Raw genomic sequence first — 14,478 nt, 5'->3', positions numbered from 1 at the left:
CTTGGTCTTTGAACTGTGTGAGGAGGATGGGGATCGAAGAGCGGTCCTTGATCACCAGGCTGTAGGTTTTGGCCATGGCTGGTGATTGGCGGATGGATCGGATCGGGGCTGCGCTGAGGGGCGAGAACCTGACCGTGCTGCGACGGTTGACGTCGGGATTCGCCGTGATCGGGGATGTTCAGTTCCTGCCGGGCTACTCGGTTCTGCTCGTGGACGAACCGGATGTGCAGCGGCTGTCGGACCTGCTGAGGGCGAAGCGGCTGTCGTTCCTGTCTGACATGGACCAGCTCGGTGAAGCGGTCGAGCGTGCCTGTCGGCGGCTGGACCCGGCTTTCCGCCGGGTCAACCTGGAGATCCTGGGGAACACGGACCCGTTCTTGCATGCGCATGTCTGGCCGCGGTTCGAGTGGGAGCCGGCCGACGTGGTGGGTGCTCCGGTATGGCTCTATCCGCGTGAACAGTGGAGTGACGAGCAATTCAGGCTCGGTCCGCAGCATGACGGGCTGCGGGATGCGATCGGCAGCGAACTGGACCAACTGCGCCTGGTGACATGACTTGTTGCGGGCCCGCCGACCGTCAGGTCGGCGGGCCCGGTGATCGGTGACGGTCAGCCGATGCTCACTGGAGGCGTCTGAGCGGGCCGATGTCGGTGATGCGGTTGGTGATCGTGGGGCGGGCGGCTTCCTGGGTGGCGAGCAGGGCGACGATCGTGACGGGCTGGTCGCAGTGCGGGCAGTTCCGGACGGCCGTCGGTGCCAGGGGGTCGATGGTTCCGGGGGCCGTCGGCTGCGGGGCGGGCGGAAGGGCTCGGGGGTGTTCGCCGAGGCGTCGTGCTCGTTCCTCGTCTCGGGTCCGGTTGCGTTGCCTTTCCGACTCGCGACGGCATTCCGGCGAGCAGTAGATCTGGCGGAATCGGGGGTTCGCGGTGAAGATGCCCTCGCAGACCGGGCAGGTGTGGGCAGCCAGGCTGGCGGGAGCGCGTCGGTGGGCGGCGCTCTTGCAGCGGGGAGAGCAGTAGATCTGTCTCGGGCTCGGCATGAACTCTCCTTTGCAGACTGGACAGTTGGCGGATCTGGGGGCGAGCTGGTCATCGTTGTGGGTGGGGTCAGGAGACACGTGCGTTGACTCCCTTGCGCATGGCGTCGGCCTGGTTCTGGTGGCCGCGAAGTCGGTAGGAGGGTCCGTCGATGCCGGCGACGGCAGCTCGGTGCAGGAGCCGGTCGAGCATGGCGGCGGCGACGGTGGCGTCGCCGAAGGCTCCGGCCCAGTCGGCGATCCCGACGTTGGTCGTGAGGATCGTGCTGGACTTGAGATACCTCTGGTTGATCACCTGGAACAGGGCCGAGGCGCCGTCCTCGGGCAGCGGCAGATAGCCGAGCTCGTCGATGATCAAAAGCTTCGGGCCTGCGAAGAAGCGCATGCAGGTCTTCCAGCGGCCTTCGAGGGCGGCCTTGTGGCACTTGGCTGCGAGTTCGGCGGCGGTGGTGAAGTAGACGCGGTGGCCGGCATCGACGGCCGCTCGTCCGAGGGCGACGGACAGCATGGTCTTGCCCACTCCGGGAGGGCCGACGAATAGCACGTTGGAGGCGTCGTCGAGGAAGCGGAGGGTGGCCAGGTCGCGGATCAGCTTCTCGTCGACGCCGGGCTGGGCGGCGAAGTCGAAGTCGGCCAGGGTCCAGGGCTCGGGCAGGCAGGCGAACCGTTCCCGGGCGGCGAGTTTGCGGGCTTCGGTGGCCTCGACCTCGATCTCCAGGAGCCGTTCCAGGGCTGCGGTCAGTGACATCCGCTCGGTGCGGGCCTGGTCCAGGACCCTGTTCAACGCCTCAGCGGCGTCGTTGAGTTTGAGGTAGGACAGGTGGCCTCTGAGCTGCTGGAATCGGCGGGCTTCACTCACCTGCATCGGTGACGTACTCACTCCGGACTCTCCTCCTGCTTCGGTGAGGGGACACTCCGCAGCCGGTCGGCCACGGCGGCATAGTGGGTCAGGTCGATCACGACCCGTTCGGCTGAACTGCCTGCGGCCGGCCCTTCGCGCAGACGCTCGGCTTCAGCCAGAGCTGCGGCTGACGGCGGTTTGCGGACCTTGCTCTTGCAGGGAGCCCGGTCGGAGAAAGACGACAGCACCGCCCTCTCCAGCGCGATGACGTGTCCGTCGTCCCGGACGGTCTGACCGGCGCCTCGCGGGGCCCGGCGGTGGCAGGCGACGACGGCCCGGCCGGCGGTGACGATCCGCAGGTCGTCCTCGCCGAGCCGGTGTAGGACCTTGACCGTGGCGCCGGGCAGGCCAGGCGGGACGGAGTAGAAGTTGCCGTCGAAGGCGACCAGGCTCTGCGGGCTGACGGTCCGCTCGACCTCCAGCTCGGCCGGGAAGGGCCGGACCGGGATGTCGAGCAGGGGCTCGGCCGCGGCGAGCTCGCCGACGGTGGTGACCGCTCCGTCGATCCGACGCCGCCGATCGTCCATCCGGAGCGAGAGCTTGTCGACCCCGGACTGGGCCTGCACGACCGTGAGGCCGTCGGGAACCGTGCGCCACCAGCGTTGAGCGGCCGAGTGGTTGGCCTTCTCCACCACTCCCTTGCGGTTGCCGCGGCGGGGCGGGCAGATGTCCACCCCGACCCCGTAGTACTTGGCGACGGCGGCGAACGCCGCGGTGACCTGGCCGCTGGAGGGATAACAGACGGTGGCCATCCGGTCGAAGCGCCACCGGCGAGCGGTTCCACCCAGCTTGCGCACGACATCGTCCAGGGCCTGGACCAAATGGGGGAAGTCCTCCGACTCCGCCAGCGCCGCCCTCCATCGGCCCGAATGCGCGAGAGCCCCGACCAGCAGATGCGCGTGCTCACCCACCCCCACCCTTCGGGCGGATCGGGCAACTCCAGCCAGTCGAACTGGATCTCCTCGCCCGGCGGATGCGCGATCACCGCGACGTCGCGGCCGGTCGAGGCATGACAGGGCTCGCAGTGCGGCCGGACGCGATAGCGGCGAAGGGCGCGGATGAACGTCGAGTACGCACCCTCATAGCCGAGCCCCACCACCTCGTCGAACAGGGTGGACGCCCACAGGTGCGGGTCGTCAGCAAGGCGCTGGCGGCAGTACGGAAGGAAGGGCACGAACGCATCAGGCGCCTGACGCCGCTGGCCGGCGGTCCGCTCACCGTTCAGATAAGCCCGGATCGTCTTGCGGTCCCGGCCCAGATGCCGGGCGATCGCCGAGATCGTCCATCCCTGCCGACGCAGTGCATGAGCATCCACGTCTTCCTCCCGCGTAAGCATCCAGGCCCCCGAGCAGGCCGAACTTGCGCACGCAGGCTTTCCGGAGCAACCGCCAGACCCCGCGCACCCGCGCACCCCCTTCGAGCATTACCACGCCATGCGGCTTGCGGTGCAGATGGTCGACGAACTCGACAGGGGCCAGGCCAGGAGGTTGGCTGAAGCAGTAGAGAGGCAGAGGGGCATTCGCTTCCGAAGGGACTCAGATCGCGTGAGGCTTCGCGAGGAGATCCTCCGGAAGGTGCGCGGGCGCTCGTAGGCGCGGTGGCAGGCTGTCGCGGTCCGGACACCGAACGAGCGGACGGCCCGGCTCATGACGCCTTCGCGGCAGGCGTCACAACAATTCGGGTGCACTCTCCTGCGCGGGATCCTTGCCTGCCGGGTGATCTGGACCGCCAGCCGGGGCGGCTGCACGCAGCGCCGCTTCGACCCGGCGGTTGCTCGTCATGGATGCCGTGACGGCCGTCATCGCCAGGAGGAGGCCGGCGGCGGCGTAGAGCGGGGTGCGGATGTCGTAGGTGGTGGCCAGCCAGCCGCCGAGGAAGGCCCCGATAGGGGCGGCGCACATGGCCAGCATGCGGGAGGTGGAGGCGACCCGGCCCATCAGGTGGGCCGGGACGATCGCCTGCCTCAGGGAGGGCCCGAGCACCATCGTGGCGCCCATACCCGCCCCGCAGACGGCGAGCGCCAGCCCGGCCACGTACGGGTTCGGTGCAGCGGCCAGGCCCAGGATGGCAAGCCCTTCGACGGCGGCTGTGCAGGTCAGTGCGGTGCCGGTGCCGAGTCGTCGGCCGAGGAAGGAGGCGATGCCCGCGCCGAGCAGACCGCCGGTGGCCTCCGCCGTGAGCAGCAGGCCGAAGCCGAAGGTGTCGACGCCGAGGCGGTCATGCGCGAAGAGGGCGAGGACGGTCTCCACAGCGAGGAAGGCGATGTTCCCGACCGCCGGACGCAGCGCGAGGCCGAGCAGCAGCCGGTCCCGGAATACGTACGAGGCGCCGGCCCGCGCTTGCCGCAGCAGCGACTCACGGGCCTGCGGTACGGGCCGGGGTACGGCAGGCAGCGACCGTACGAGGAGTGCGGAGAGCGCGAACGACACCGTGTCGGCGAGCAGCGGAACCGCCCGCCCGAGCGCGAGCAGGGCGCTGCCCGCGGGCGGCCCCGCGAAGCCGGACATGGCGGTCTGGGTGCCGCGCAGGCGGGAGTTGGCGCGCTCCAGGAGCGCGGGGTCGCGGCCGAGCAGATCCGGCAGATAGGCCGTGGCGGCCGTGTCGAAGAAGAGTCCGCCGAGGCCGAGGAGGAAGGCGATGGCCGCGAGCAGGGGAATGCTCAAGCCGTCGAGCGCGGCCGCTGCCGCCGGTATCGCGAGCAGCACCGCACGCGCCGCGTCCGTGGCCCACATCGTGCGCCGGCGGTCCCAGCGGTCCACCAGCGCACCGCCGAGCACTCCGAAGAGCAGCCATGGCAGCGTTCCGGCGGCCGTGACGACGGCGAGCGCCATCGGATCCCGCGTCAACGTCAGCGCGAGTAGCGGCAGCGCGGCATGCGTCACCCCGTCACCGAGCGAGGAGATCGTCTGCGCGGTCCACAGCCGTCCGAACCCGGTCGGCAGCTTCCGAAGGACTGAGGTCACTTGGCGTCCCCCTCGGCCTGCTTGCGCGGGGCCGGGTGGAACAGTGCGAAGACGAGTGAGGCGTCCGGCAGCGACGGATCGGACAGCTCCCGGTACTCGTCCGCCAGTGCCTGCAGCCGCGCCCCCAACTCCGCGAACTGCTCCTCGGTGAGCCGCAGATGCGCCATCCGCACGTGCCGCTCGCCGTCCACCGGCGCTGCCTCCAGGTCCGCCACCGCATGCCGCATCAGCACATCCGGGCCTCCCTCGCCAGGATCAGGCAGCACGATCGCCCGCGCGGCCATTGCGTAGTACCGCTCGGTGACCCCCCGGACCTTCCGCGTTCGCACCACCTTCACCAGGCCGGCCCGCTCCAGCATCCGTACGTGGTAGCTGGAACTCCCCTTCGCCAGGCCCACTCGCTCGGCGATCTGGGTGATCGTCGCCGGCTCGAAGCGGAGCACGGCCATGATCCGGTGACGCGTGAGGTTGGAAACGGCGCGTAGCTGCTCGTCAGTGGTGACGTGGAACGTCTCGGGAAGATCATCGGTAGGCATGCGAGCAATGGTCAACGATTCTTGACCATTGAGCAAGGGGATTTCGCACGGACTTCCGGAATCTGCTGTCCGGTGCGCGAGACCTTCTGCCAAACCCCCCACCCACTGCCGATCCGGGAGCTGTCAAAATGATCGCCGGTGAGGGCCTGCATCCCGCCCCGAAGCCTTCAAGGATCAAGATCGGGTACGCGCGGGCGCCGACCGGCGGGCAGAAGCTCGAGCGGCAGATCGACGCGCTTACCGCTGCCGGGTGCCGCAAGATCTTCGCGGACAAGAAGTCCGGAAAGACCGACTTGCGCCCGGAGCTGAAAGCGTGCCACGCCTTCCTCGACGTCGGCGACACCCTCGTGGTCCCCTCGCTCGACCGCTACGGCCGCAGCCTCCGGGACCTCATCAACATGATCGCCGCCCTGCGCGAGCAAGGGATCGGCTTCACCTCGCTCCACGAGAACCTCGACACCACCACCCCCGGCGGACGGCTCGTCTTCCACGTCTTCGCCGCGCTCGCGGAGTTCATCCGCGAACTCATCGTCCAGGGCACCCGCGAGGGCCTGGCCGCCGCCCGCGACCTGCCGCCCGACCCCGGCCGCTCGATCGATTCGCACCCGTAGCCGCAGCAGTGGAGTTCGTCGGTGACGGCGAACATGCCGACCGCGACAAGGCCACCGTCGGGCAGGGACCGCGCACGTCGCCGCCGGCTTGTTCGACTGAGCTAGCCGGGATCGGGTTCGTCGTGGATGGTCAATGCTCCGGCGAGGTCGAGGTCGGCGACGGTGCCATGTGCCCCGGCGCGGACGAGCAGCACTGCACCGAGCGCGGTGCTCCAGAACGTCCTGGCTTCCACGTTGAGCGGTCGACGGGCCCTCCAGCCGCGACTGTCGATGAGCCGGCTCACGAAGCGCTCGGATTGCCGGAACAGCAATTGGAGGTGCTGGTCGACCACGGGGGCGAGTTCGGGCTTGGAGATCCCGGTGGCGAGTGCTCGCGTGACTGACGGGAGCGAGGGCATGGCCAGTACGGCGCGGGCGATGTTGCGCCGAAATGTCACGGCATCGGGGGCTTGGCGACCGATGCGCTCGATCCGTCGGGCGTCGTGCAGCAAGCCGAGAAAGGCGGCGTGCACGAGGAGCGAGTCCTTGGAGCCGAAGTAGTAGGTGACCTGATTGGGGAAGACGCCTGCCGCGTTCGCGATCTCCGCGACGCTCACCTCAGCGCCGGGCCGCTCCTTGCAGAGCTGTGCAGTTGCCTCAATCAGTCGGTACCTCGTCGCGCGACCGCGGTCACGCGGCCGAGCCGATGTTGATCGAGCTTCGGTTCGTTTCTTCTCCACACCAAAATTGTATGTGATACAACAAGGACGCTCGCTTGTATCGCATACAAGAAAGGTTGAAGGGCATGCACCGCAATGAAGTCGTCGTGACCGGACTCGGCGCGATCACACCACTCGGTGGAGACGTGAAGTCCACGTGGGAGGCCCTCCTGGCCGGCGAGTCCGGCCTTCGTGGCGGAGCCTTGCGCGGTCACGAGGACCTCGGGCTTCGCGACACCGTCGCGGGCACGATGGCCATCGACCCCGCAGAGTCGCTGCCGCCGGTGCGAGCCAGGCGGCTCGACCGCTCGCAGCAGGCGGCCCTCGTCGCGGCGGCCGAAGCCTGGGCCGACGCGAGCGCCCCGGAAGTCGACCCGGACCGGCTCGCCTCGGCGATCGGGACCGGCATCGGTGGCGTACGGACGCTCCTGAAGGAGGACGACGCACTGGAGGCAGCCGGGACACGGCGGGTCTCGCCACGCACGGTCCCGATGCTCATGCCCAATGCGGCGGCGGCGCTGATCAGTATCGAGTACGGTGCGCGGGCAGGTGTCTACACGCCCGTCTCGGCGTGCTCCTCCGGTGCCGAGGCGATCGCCCTGGGGGCCAGGCTCATCCGGGCAGGCGAGGCGGACGTGGTCATCGCGGGCGGGACCGAGGCGGCGATCACCCCGATCACCGTTGCCGGCTTCGTCCAGGCACAAGCACTGTCGCGGCATACCGTCGAACCCGCGTCTGCGTCCCGGCCGTTCGCCGCGGACCGCAGCGGCTTCGTCCTCAGTGAAGGCGCCGCTGTCGTGGTGCTAGAAAGCGCCGAGCATGCCAGCGCCCGGGGCGCGCGCGTCCACGCGGTGCTCGCCGGCGCCGGCATCGCCGCCGACGCTCACCACATCACGGCGCCCGCTGCCGACGGCTCCGGTCAGATCTCGGCTATGCGGAAGGCCCTCGCGCAAGCCGGTTTGGCTCCCGAGCAGATCAGTCACATCAACGCCCATGCCACCGGGACTCCGGTCGGCGACGTTGCCGAGGCGCACGCGATCGGGGAAGTCTTCGGCCGCGCCACCGTGACAGCACCCAAGGCGGCCCTCGGTCATCTCTTTGGCGCAGCCGGCGCGATCGAAGCGCTCATCGCCGTCCTCAGTGTGAAGCATGGCGTCATCCCGCCGACCCGTAACCTCACCGCGGCCGCCGTCGGTCCCGACCGCGATCTCGATGTCGTCGCAGAGCGACGAGACGTCCCCCAGGAGGCCGTGCTCAGCAATTCCTTCGGCTTCGGTGGGCAGAACGTCTCGCTCATCGTCACCGGCGCACGGCACCACGCGTCCCCAACGGCGTCCACCACACCATGACCCACGCGGACGAACCGTTGTCCGTGGAGGGTGTCACTTCGCCATAGCTTCGGGAGGATAGGGCCGGCTATTCCGAATGCGGGCCGTACGAGCGAGCCGTGGCCTGGTGCACCCCCGCCGCTGCCGCCCCCAGCGTGAGTGGACCAGATGGTCGACGGCCGCGAGGACCAGGCGTTGCAGCTCGGCCGGCTCCAGCGCTTCGACCTCCCACCGCACCGGGCGGGCGGGGTCGAGATCGTAGCGGCGGGCGAAGCCGGGCCAGCGGAGGTCGCCGCGCTTTCCCTCGGTGGCGGGCAGCTCGTACTGAAGGACCTGGTCGCGGGTGAGCAGCACCCGTTCGACCCGGATCCAGCATCCGGTGCGCTGCACCCAGTCGCGTTCAATGTCCTCGCCCGAGCAGTCGAAATCCCCGCACCAGAGCAGGGTGGCGCGGCCGTGCCGGGCGGTGCGGCGGCGCACGACTTCGGCGTAGGACTGGGAGGCGAAGCCGCGGACCACCAGGACGGGGATGCCGTACTCGGCGAGCCAGGTGGTGAACATCTGCCGGAGGGTGTCCAGCTCCGCCGCGACGTACACCGGGCGCTGGCCCTCGGTGCGGTCCAGGGCGAACCAGTCCATAGCCTCGCGCAGGAACGCGGCCGCGTCTGGCCAGGCCGGCGGGACGTGGACCTCGCGCAGGGTGTCGATCAGGTCCGGGAGGCGTTGCTCGCGGCGGGCCTGGGCGAGGTGGGCGGACAGGTGCCGGTACATCGACGGGGTGTGCGGCAGCACGCCCTCGGAGACCAGCCGGTACATCACCTGGCGCAGCGTGACGCCGCCCTCGTAGCTCTCCACGATCTCCCGCGCCCGGTCCACCACGGCCGGCCACCGCACCCGCTCACGTGCCATGAGGTACATGTACCGCCGACGCCGCCTGTCCCCCGGATCCGAGTTATTCACAGGGCGGAACGGTATCGGCGGTTCCTTCGTACGCTGCTGACCGGGGTCGATCACACGGGGGTGTGCGGGATGCGGTACGGCGTGGTGGTGGAGGAGCTCGCGGTCGAGTCATGGCGCAGCTGCCGAGCGACGAGGCCCGGCGGGAGGTGATGGCGCTCGTGGAGGTCGCGTGGATCGATCCGCGGGCCTGGCCCGATCTGCGTGATCTCGGCTCGATGGAGGAGATCCGGGAGGCGTTCGGGCGGCGGAGCTGGATCCAATACATGCCGCACGCCGGGGCGATCGAGGTCCGTGCCATCGGGTGGGCGGGCTGATCTACAGAAGCTGCCGTGCGTCGGGCCCGGCGGCCAACTCGTCGGGCAGAGAAGATCGAGCGTGAGCCCCGTCCTGCGGGTCGTCGGCGCGTGCTCCCACGGGAGACTTTCCGCTCGCCTACTCACGACCGTCTAGGTAGTCGTGCTCAAGCGCGGCGCACCGCCCGCCGCCTAGTCTGCGGATCATGAGTTCCCCACAGCACGCCGATCCGCTCGGCGAAGTGATACTCCCGCAGCCGAGGGGCACGTGGTCACTCGCCCTGGGCGCTGCCGCTGTCGCGGCGATCGGTTGCCCTTTCCTCCCGGAGTCTGTCGTCTCGCCGCAGATGCGTTTCGTCCCCGCCTACTTCGTCGTGCCCCTCGGGATCTTCGCGGTCGTCTCGGCCGCTGTCGCCCTGCGACGGATGCGGGGCGAAGAGGGAGCCAACCGCGGCCGGGCGCGGGCCGGCCTCACACTCGGGACAGTGGCCCTCGTGGTGGCGCTGGTCTTCGTTGTGTGGGCGTGCTGGTCGCTGAGCCACGTCTACGACTGAAGATGAAGAGGCGGGGTGGCCCCTGAGCTGAGGCCACCCCGCCGAGGTATCAGGTGAAGTCACCGCGTGCGGCGCGCCGCAGGATGTCGCGTTCTCTTCCGCTTTGCGTGCGGGCGGAGTCCTCGTGGCTGATGACCTTCATGTCGGTGGCGGGCTGGGAGCGGACGTCGGCTCCGTATCCGTCCGTCGCCTTGATGAGCGTTGGGGACTCGTGCGGGGCGGGCCAGCACTGGATGAGGTACCACTCCACGATGTCGTCGACCAGGGTGTGGTCGACGGCGGTGTCCCTGCCCCGGGCGTGGACCCGGAGCCGGTAGCTGCCCGGGCCGGCGGCGGCCAGGGACGGCAGGTCGACCGAGTCGTCCATCAGCGGGTGAACGGCGAGCTCGCCGGAGGGGAACTGCAGGGAGATCTCGGCGATCTCCTCCCAGTCGCCCGTGGCCGGCTCCGGCGCCTGCTGGTGCGCCTCGATGGTGAGGTCGACGTCACCGGTGTGGATGCCGGTCTGCACCTCGATACTGCCCCCGCAGGCCATCACCAGCCCGGTGTGCGAGCGATCGAGATCCTCGGCCACAGGTCCTTCCGGATCACTGATTTGGAACACGTGGTACTCGGCCGACACCAGGGCACGGACTGTCTCCACCGGCTTGCTCATCACTGCTCCCGACTCGATTCTCGCGACGGTGCGGCAGGCGGCTACCTGATCCACACGAGGAATTTGCCCGGGTCAGGTCCGCCGGCGGAACAGGGCTCGGAGCTTGCCCGGCTCCTGAGCGTGGTCGCCCGCCAGCTCCGGCGGCGCGGCGGCCTGGCGGCGGGCGGCTTCCGCGGCGGCCGCTTCCCGGGCGACGTCGGCAGCGTGGCACGCCTCGCACACGGACAGGTCGCCGGCCTTCCAAAGACCGGTCCGCGATTCGGTCTCCTCCCAGCGTTCGTCCGTGAACTTCGCCCCGCACCGCTTGCACACCGGCCGCCGGGCCTCGCGTTCGGCGGCGCGCCGCCGCTCGTATTCGGCGTCGGCCTCTGCGGCCTGGCGGCGGTAGAGGGCGTCGCCGTCGGGGTTCTCGAGTGCATCGGTCAGCGTCTGCAGCTGCCTTCGTCCGAGGCGCTGCCACACGGCCGCGTCCGCGCCCTGCTCCCTCATCTGCTCCAGGGTGGTGACGACGACCGGCACCACCTGTCTGTAGTCCTGGGCCGTGATGCCCTTCCTGTACGACTCGTACCGGCGCGATGCCCAGTACGTGCGGCCGGCTTCCTCCAGCACAGCGATGGTGTTGGCGACCTTCAAGGCCGTGGTGTCGGCGAACACGAACGCCAGCGGCGGCAGGCCCTCCCGGCCGGTCGGCGGGTAGACACGGCGCCCCAGCCGCTCCTCATGGCTGATGTGCTCGATCGCATCGGCCCGGGAGCGGGCCAGGCACACCGTGCGCTCGTCCGCGTCCGGCGGCAGCAGCCGGAACCAGGCGGCGTACCGGCGGAGCTTGTGCACCAGTTCGTGGGCGTCTTCGGTGCGGCGGTCGACCTCCAGCAGCATCACCGGTACCCCGGCCGCCGGCGCTCGCAGCACCAGGTCTGCCCGCTACACGAAGCCGTTGCCGAGCCGGTGCTCGACCTCGGTCTGCCAGCCCAGCAGGTGACCGATGCCGGCCTTCGTCATCTGGGCGGCCGTGGACGTCACCGCCGCGGCGTGGTCGTCGTATCCGGTACCGAGCGGCTCACCGCTGTAGACGGGCCGAACCTGGTCAAGGGGTGGCCGGCGGCGCGCACCGAGTGCGGTACTGGACGTCGAGTGAGGCGCACCGGGTGCGGGCGAGATTGCCGGACACCGTCCGGGTGGTGCGCACCGAGTGCGGTGCCGGACATCGCGGTGCGCACTGGAGTGGAGCCCAGGGAGCTTCAGTGAAGATGCGACTGGACCTCGGTCAGTCGATGCCTTCGACGATGCGGAAGTCGCGCTCGACGCCGTCGGAGAGGGCGACCAGCGCCTCCTGGTAGGCCGCACTCTCGTACGCCGCGACGGCCTGCTCGAAGCTGTCGAACTCGACCAGGACGGTGCGCTCGGCGATTCCGGCGTCATGCGCCACGACCCGACCGCCACGGACGAGGGTCCGACCGCCCGCGGGCTCGACGGCCAGGCGGGCCAGCTTGTTGTAAGCAGCCAGCTTCTCAGGATCTGAAATGGTGCGGTAGACGCTGACCCAGTAGCCCTTGGGCATGGAACCTCCAGTGTTGGAATGAGTGCATCTGACTTACGGGTTGGTCTCGGACGAGCGTCGGCGGGCGAGAGCGAGGCTTGTCAGCGTCGTGATCGCCATGGCGCCGATGCCGACCAGCGCCGCGGTGGTGTAGGCGCTGTCGTCGGGGAAGAGGCGGCCGGGGCCAGTGCCCGCGGCGAGGATCAGGCCGCCGATGGCGCTGCCCAGGGAGTACCCGACGCTGCGGACGACGTAGTTGAAGCTCATGGCGCTCGACGTCTCGCTCTTGGGGGTGACGGCCAGGATGACGCCGGGCATCGCGGCCGAGAAGCCGCCGACGCCGAAGCCGAGCACGCCCATCGCCGCGAACAGTTCGGCCAGGTCCGACCGGGCCGCCGCGAACAGGGCGAACCCGCCGCCGACCACGACGGCGCTGCCGGCCAGGAGCAGGGGGTCGGCGATCCGCGTCCGGACCCGCGGCGTGAGCTTGCCGGCGACGAACCCCAGCACCGAGAACGGGATGAGGACCAGCCCGGCGACGAAGGTCGTCAGCCCGAAGCCGTAGCCGGCGCCGTGCGGCGTCTGCGCGTACCGGGTGATGAGCGTGAGCAGGAGGTACATGCCGATCCCGCCGACGAACATGGCGAGGTTCGCCCCGGCGACCGCCGGGTGCCGCACCGCCCGCACATCGACCAGGGGCGTCGTGCTGCGCAGCTCGATGACGACCCAGACGCAGAGCAGCACCACCGCGACGACGGCGAGACCCGCCGCCATGGCGAGGTGCCGGCTCCACAGATTCCGTTCGCCGGCGAGGAACAGCACCAGGAGCAGCGCAGCGGCCAGGACGACCGCGCCTTTCACGTCCACGTGGGCGGAGCGGCCTTCGGGGGCTTCGGGCATGGAGCGCCACGCGGTCAGGAGGGCGGCGGCGGTGACGACCAGGCCGAGGCCGTAGGCGGCCCGTACCCCGCCGAGCTCGGCGAGCAGTGCGGCCAGCGGGTAGCCGACGCCGGCCCCGATGATCGAGACCACCGAGATCAGGGCGATCACGGCCGCGCTGCGCTCCTCGGGGAGGTGGTCCCGGGCCACGCCCATCATCAGCGCCGTCAGCCCGAGCCCGATGCCCTGGGCCGCCCTGCCGGCCAGCAGCCACGCGAACGGCAGCGGCAGCACGGTGAGCGCGCTGCCGGCGACGACGACCGCCAGCGTGGCGAGGATCGTGGCCCGCCGGTGCGGGCCGGCTCCGAGCCGGCCCAGGACCGGCGTGGCGACGGCGCCGCTGAGCAGCGCGACGGTCAGCGTCCACTGCGCGCTGCCGAGCGAGACGTGGAACGAGGTCGCCACGCTGGTGATGAGCGGCGCCCCGAGGCTGGCGACCGCCGCCACGACCAGAGCGATGAACATCAGTGCGGGGACCAGCAGCCGCGTCTCGGAACGCGCCACCGGGAACGCCTTCACCGCGACCCCGCCGACCGGCTGCCCGGTCACTGCTTCGGCCCTTCGCGGTCCTGGCTTTCGAGCTCTGCCAGATGCTTCAGCGCCGGAAGGGCCGCCACCAGCGCCTCGACCTCGTCGCCGGTGAGCTCACCGATCAACCGCTCGAACGCGTGGACGCCCGCCTGGCGCCGCGTCCGGACATAGGAGGCGCCGGCCTCGGTCAGGCACACCAGCGTGACCCGCTTGTCGGACGCGTCGCCCCGCCGCTCGACCAGGCCGGACTCCTCCATCACCCGGACCAGGGCGGTCATCGCGGGCTGGGTGACGCCCTCGACCGCGGCCAGATCGGTGATGCGCCGCGGGCCGGTCCGGTCCAGGGTGGCCAGGGTGGCGGCGGACGTCAGGCTCATGTCCCGGGGCAGGCGTCTCGCGGCCCTGGTGGCCAGGCCGTAGAGGGCTGCCCCGATGGCGGCGGACGCGCCAGGAGCGGTGTCTTGACGACTCATGACCGAAGCATAGCATTTTTATATTCACGGGTTATGGAAATGGTCGACTGACGCCGGCTCTACGGGCTGCGCTCGGGGACCGAGGGCAGCATCGAGGAGTTCGTGGTCGGCCACCGCGGACGCCGGTGCCGCTACCGCGGCCTCGCGAAGACGCGTGCGGGCACAGTCGGTGCTCGGCTGGCGGGGATCTATCGACGTGGTGGAGGAAGGCTCATCAGACAGTCATGGCCTGGTCCAGGCGGCGTCGCACCGCGCTGTCGGCCGGTCGTCTCCGCCCATAGGTGCTCGGGGCACCCACGCCAAGCGGGTAACGTCTCCCACTCTTCCCAGCCTGGCAGCCGGGGCTCCCAACCCGCTTCCAGCCGAAGAACTACGAGAAGGTGGCGAGCATGAGCGAACGCCAGACGCCTCGGCAGCCCGTTACGACGTGGGATTACTGTGTGAGCGCAGTGGACCAGTTG

Annotated in this window: 17 protein-coding genes; 5 read left to right on the top strand and 12 right to left on the bottom strand. The window is 70.1% G+C overall.

Translation table 11 applies throughout. The annotated features are described in order from the left end of the window. The first annotated feature begins 74 nt into the window (after positions 1-74). The gene (locus AC4BDD_RS31040; RefSeq protein WP_490688802.1) at positions 75-554 is read left to right on the top strand and encodes an HIT family protein; all 480 of its coding nucleotides are present in this window, start codon (positions 75-77) and stop codon (positions 552-554) included. A 64-nt stretch (positions 555-618) separates the two neighbouring features. Here the strand turns inward: AC4BDD_RS31040 and AC4BDD_RS31035 are convergent, their stop codons facing one another. The 5 genes from AC4BDD_RS31035 to AC4BDD_RS31015 all read right to left on the bottom strand — a co-directional run bounded on the left by AC4BDD_RS31035 (position 619) and on the right by AC4BDD_RS31015 (position 5,435). Further along, positions 619-1,038: a hypothetical protein gene (locus AC4BDD_RS31035; RefSeq protein ID WP_490688801.1), complete on the bottom strand. Its 420-nt coding sequence runs from the start codon at positions 1,036-1,038 to the stop codon at positions 619-621. A gap of 67 nt (positions 1,039-1,105) precedes the next feature. After that, the gene (gene istB / locus AC4BDD_RS31030; RefSeq protein WP_026244149.1) at positions 1,106-1,915 is read right to left on the bottom strand and encodes an IS21-like element helper ATPase IstB; all 810 of its coding nucleotides are present in this window, start codon (positions 1,913-1,915) and stop codon (positions 1,106-1,108) included. Beyond that, positions 1,912-2,847 (bottom strand): Mu transposase domain-containing protein, encoded by a 936-nt coding sequence (locus AC4BDD_RS31025; protein WP_490688800.1) that lies wholly within the window; start codon positions 2,845-2,847, stop codon positions 1,912-1,914. The genes istB and AC4BDD_RS31025 overlap by 4 nt, the downstream gene beginning before the upstream one ends. A gap of 756 nt (positions 2,848-3,603) precedes the next feature. Further along, entirely contained in the window at positions 3,604-4,899 is a 1,296-nt protein-coding gene (locus AC4BDD_RS31020) for an MFS transporter (protein ID WP_490688799.1), read from the bottom strand. Then, positions 4,896-5,435: an ArsR/SmtB family transcription factor gene (locus AC4BDD_RS31015; protein WP_490688798.1), complete on the bottom strand. Its 540-nt coding sequence runs from the start codon at positions 5,433-5,435 to the stop codon at positions 4,896-4,898. The genes AC4BDD_RS31020 and AC4BDD_RS31015 overlap by 4 nt, the downstream gene beginning before the upstream one ends. A gap of 128 nt (positions 5,436-5,563) precedes the next feature. Here AC4BDD_RS31015 and AC4BDD_RS31010 point away from each other — a divergent pair, with 128 nt between their 5' ends. Then, positions 5,564-6,046 (top strand): recombinase family protein, encoded by a 483-nt coding sequence (locus tag AC4BDD_RS31010; RefSeq protein WP_490688797.1) that lies wholly within the window; start codon positions 5,564-5,566, stop codon positions 6,044-6,046. A gap of 101 nt (positions 6,047-6,147) precedes the next feature. Here AC4BDD_RS31010 and AC4BDD_RS31005 read toward each other — a convergent pair whose 3' ends face one another. Beyond that, on the bottom strand, positions 6,148-6,765 hold the full coding sequence (locus AC4BDD_RS31005; RefSeq protein ID WP_490688796.1) for a TetR/AcrR family transcriptional regulator: 618 nt from the start codon (positions 6,763-6,765) through the stop codon (positions 6,148-6,150). A 65-nt stretch (positions 6,766-6,830) separates the two neighbouring features. Between AC4BDD_RS31005 and AC4BDD_RS31000 the strand changes: the two genes are divergently transcribed. Further along, positions 6,831-8,093, top strand: a complete 1,263-nt coding sequence (locus tag AC4BDD_RS31000) for a beta-ketoacyl-[acyl-carrier-protein] synthase family protein (RefSeq protein WP_490688795.1) — start codon at positions 6,831-6,833, stop codon at positions 8,091-8,093. A gap of 33 nt (positions 8,094-8,126) precedes the next feature. Here AC4BDD_RS31000 and AC4BDD_RS30995 read toward each other — a convergent pair whose 3' ends face one another. Next, on the bottom strand, positions 8,127-8,981 hold the full coding sequence (locus tag AC4BDD_RS30995; RefSeq protein ID WP_490688794.1) for a hypothetical protein: 855 nt from the start codon (positions 8,979-8,981) through the stop codon (positions 8,127-8,129). Positions 8,982-9,142: 161 nt separating this feature from the next. Between AC4BDD_RS30995 and AC4BDD_RS30990 the strand changes: the two genes are divergently transcribed. Then, positions 9,143-9,346, top strand: coding sequence for a hypothetical protein (locus AC4BDD_RS30990; RefSeq protein WP_490688793.1), 204 nt, complete (start codon positions 9,143-9,145; stop codon positions 9,344-9,346). Between the two features lie 185 nt (positions 9,347-9,531). Then, positions 9,532-9,879, top strand: a complete 348-nt coding sequence (locus AC4BDD_RS30985) for a hypothetical protein (protein ID WP_490688792.1) — start codon at positions 9,532-9,534, stop codon at positions 9,877-9,879. 49 nt (positions 9,880-9,928) lie between these two features. Here the strand turns inward: AC4BDD_RS30985 and AC4BDD_RS30980 are convergent, their stop codons facing one another. The 5 genes from AC4BDD_RS30980 to AC4BDD_RS30960 form a co-directional block, all read right to left on the bottom strand. Then, the gene (locus tag AC4BDD_RS30980; RefSeq protein ID WP_490688791.1) at positions 9,929-10,534 is read right to left on the bottom strand and encodes a hypothetical protein; all 606 of its coding nucleotides are present in this window, start codon (positions 10,532-10,534) and stop codon (positions 9,929-9,931) included. A 72-nt stretch (positions 10,535-10,606) separates the two neighbouring features. Beyond that, positions 10,607-11,446, bottom strand: a complete 840-nt coding sequence (locus AC4BDD_RS30975; RefSeq protein WP_490688790.1) for a hypothetical protein — start codon at positions 11,444-11,446, stop codon at positions 10,607-10,609. Between the two features lie 355 nt (positions 11,447-11,801). After that, positions 11,802-12,095 carry a DUF1330 domain-containing protein gene (locus tag AC4BDD_RS30970; protein WP_490688789.1) on the bottom strand — a complete coding sequence of 98 codons (294 nt, stop codon included), beginning with the start codon at positions 12,093-12,095 and terminating at the stop codon, positions 11,802-11,804. Between the two features lie 33 nt (positions 12,096-12,128). After that, positions 12,129-13,562, bottom strand: coding sequence for an MFS transporter (locus tag AC4BDD_RS30965; RefSeq protein ID WP_490688788.1), 1,434 nt, complete (start codon positions 13,560-13,562; stop codon positions 12,129-12,131). After that, positions 13,559-13,921: a MarR family winged helix-turn-helix transcriptional regulator gene (locus AC4BDD_RS30960; RefSeq protein WP_014173936.1), complete on the bottom strand. Its 363-nt coding sequence runs from the start codon at positions 13,919-13,921 to the stop codon at positions 13,559-13,561. The genes AC4BDD_RS30965 and AC4BDD_RS30960 overlap by 4 nt, the downstream gene beginning before the upstream one ends. Between the last annotated feature and the right edge of the window lie 557 nt (positions 13,922-14,478).

It is taken from the genome of Streptomyces sp. JLBT605, from assembly GCF_058215555.1.
Note: the sequence above shows the minus strand (reverse complement) of the source record. Positions and strands in the feature narration are given on the sequence as shown.

Bases quoted from the DNA above. Each gene is read 5' to 3' on its own strand.
- AC4BDD_RS31040 (WP_490688802.1), top strand. From the start codon at position 75: ATGGCTGGTGATTGGCGGATGGATCGGATCGGGGCTGCGCTGAGGGGC.
- AC4BDD_RS31035 (WP_490688801.1), bottom strand. From the start codon at position 1,038: ATGCCGAGCCCGAGACAGATCTACTGCTCTCCCCGCTGCAAGAGCGCC.
- AC4BDD_RS31015 (WP_490688798.1), bottom strand. From the start codon at position 5,435: ATGCCTACCGATGATCTTCCCGAGACGTTCCACGTCACCACTGACGAG.
- AC4BDD_RS31010 (WP_490688797.1), top strand. From the start codon at position 5,564: ATGATCGCCGGTGAGGGCCTGCATCCCGCCCCGAAGCCTTCAAGGATC.
- AC4BDD_RS31000 (WP_490688795.1), top strand. From the start codon at position 6,831: ATGCACCGCAATGAAGTCGTCGTGACCGGACTCGGCGCGATCACACCA.
- AC4BDD_RS30995 (WP_490688794.1), bottom strand. From the start codon at position 8,981: ATGGCACGTGAGCGGGTGCGGTGGCCGGCCGTGGTGGACCGGGCGCGG.
- AC4BDD_RS30990 (WP_490688793.1), top strand. From the start codon at position 9,143: ATGGCGCAGCTGCCGAGCGACGAGGCCCGGCGGGAGGTGATGGCGCTC.
- AC4BDD_RS30985 (WP_490688792.1), top strand. From the start codon at position 9,532: ATGAGTTCCCCACAGCACGCCGATCCGCTCGGCGAAGTGATACTCCCG.
- AC4BDD_RS30980 (WP_490688791.1), bottom strand. From the start codon at position 10,534: ATGAGCAAGCCGGTGGAGACAGTCCGTGCCCTGGTGTCGGCCGAGTAC.
- AC4BDD_RS30970 (WP_490688789.1), bottom strand. From the start codon at position 12,095: ATGCCCAAGGGCTACTGGGTCAGCGTCTACCGCACCATTTCAGATCCT.
- AC4BDD_RS30960 (WP_014173936.1), bottom strand. From the start codon at position 13,921: ATGAGCCTGACGTCCGCCGCCACCCTGGCCACCCTGGACCGGACCGGC.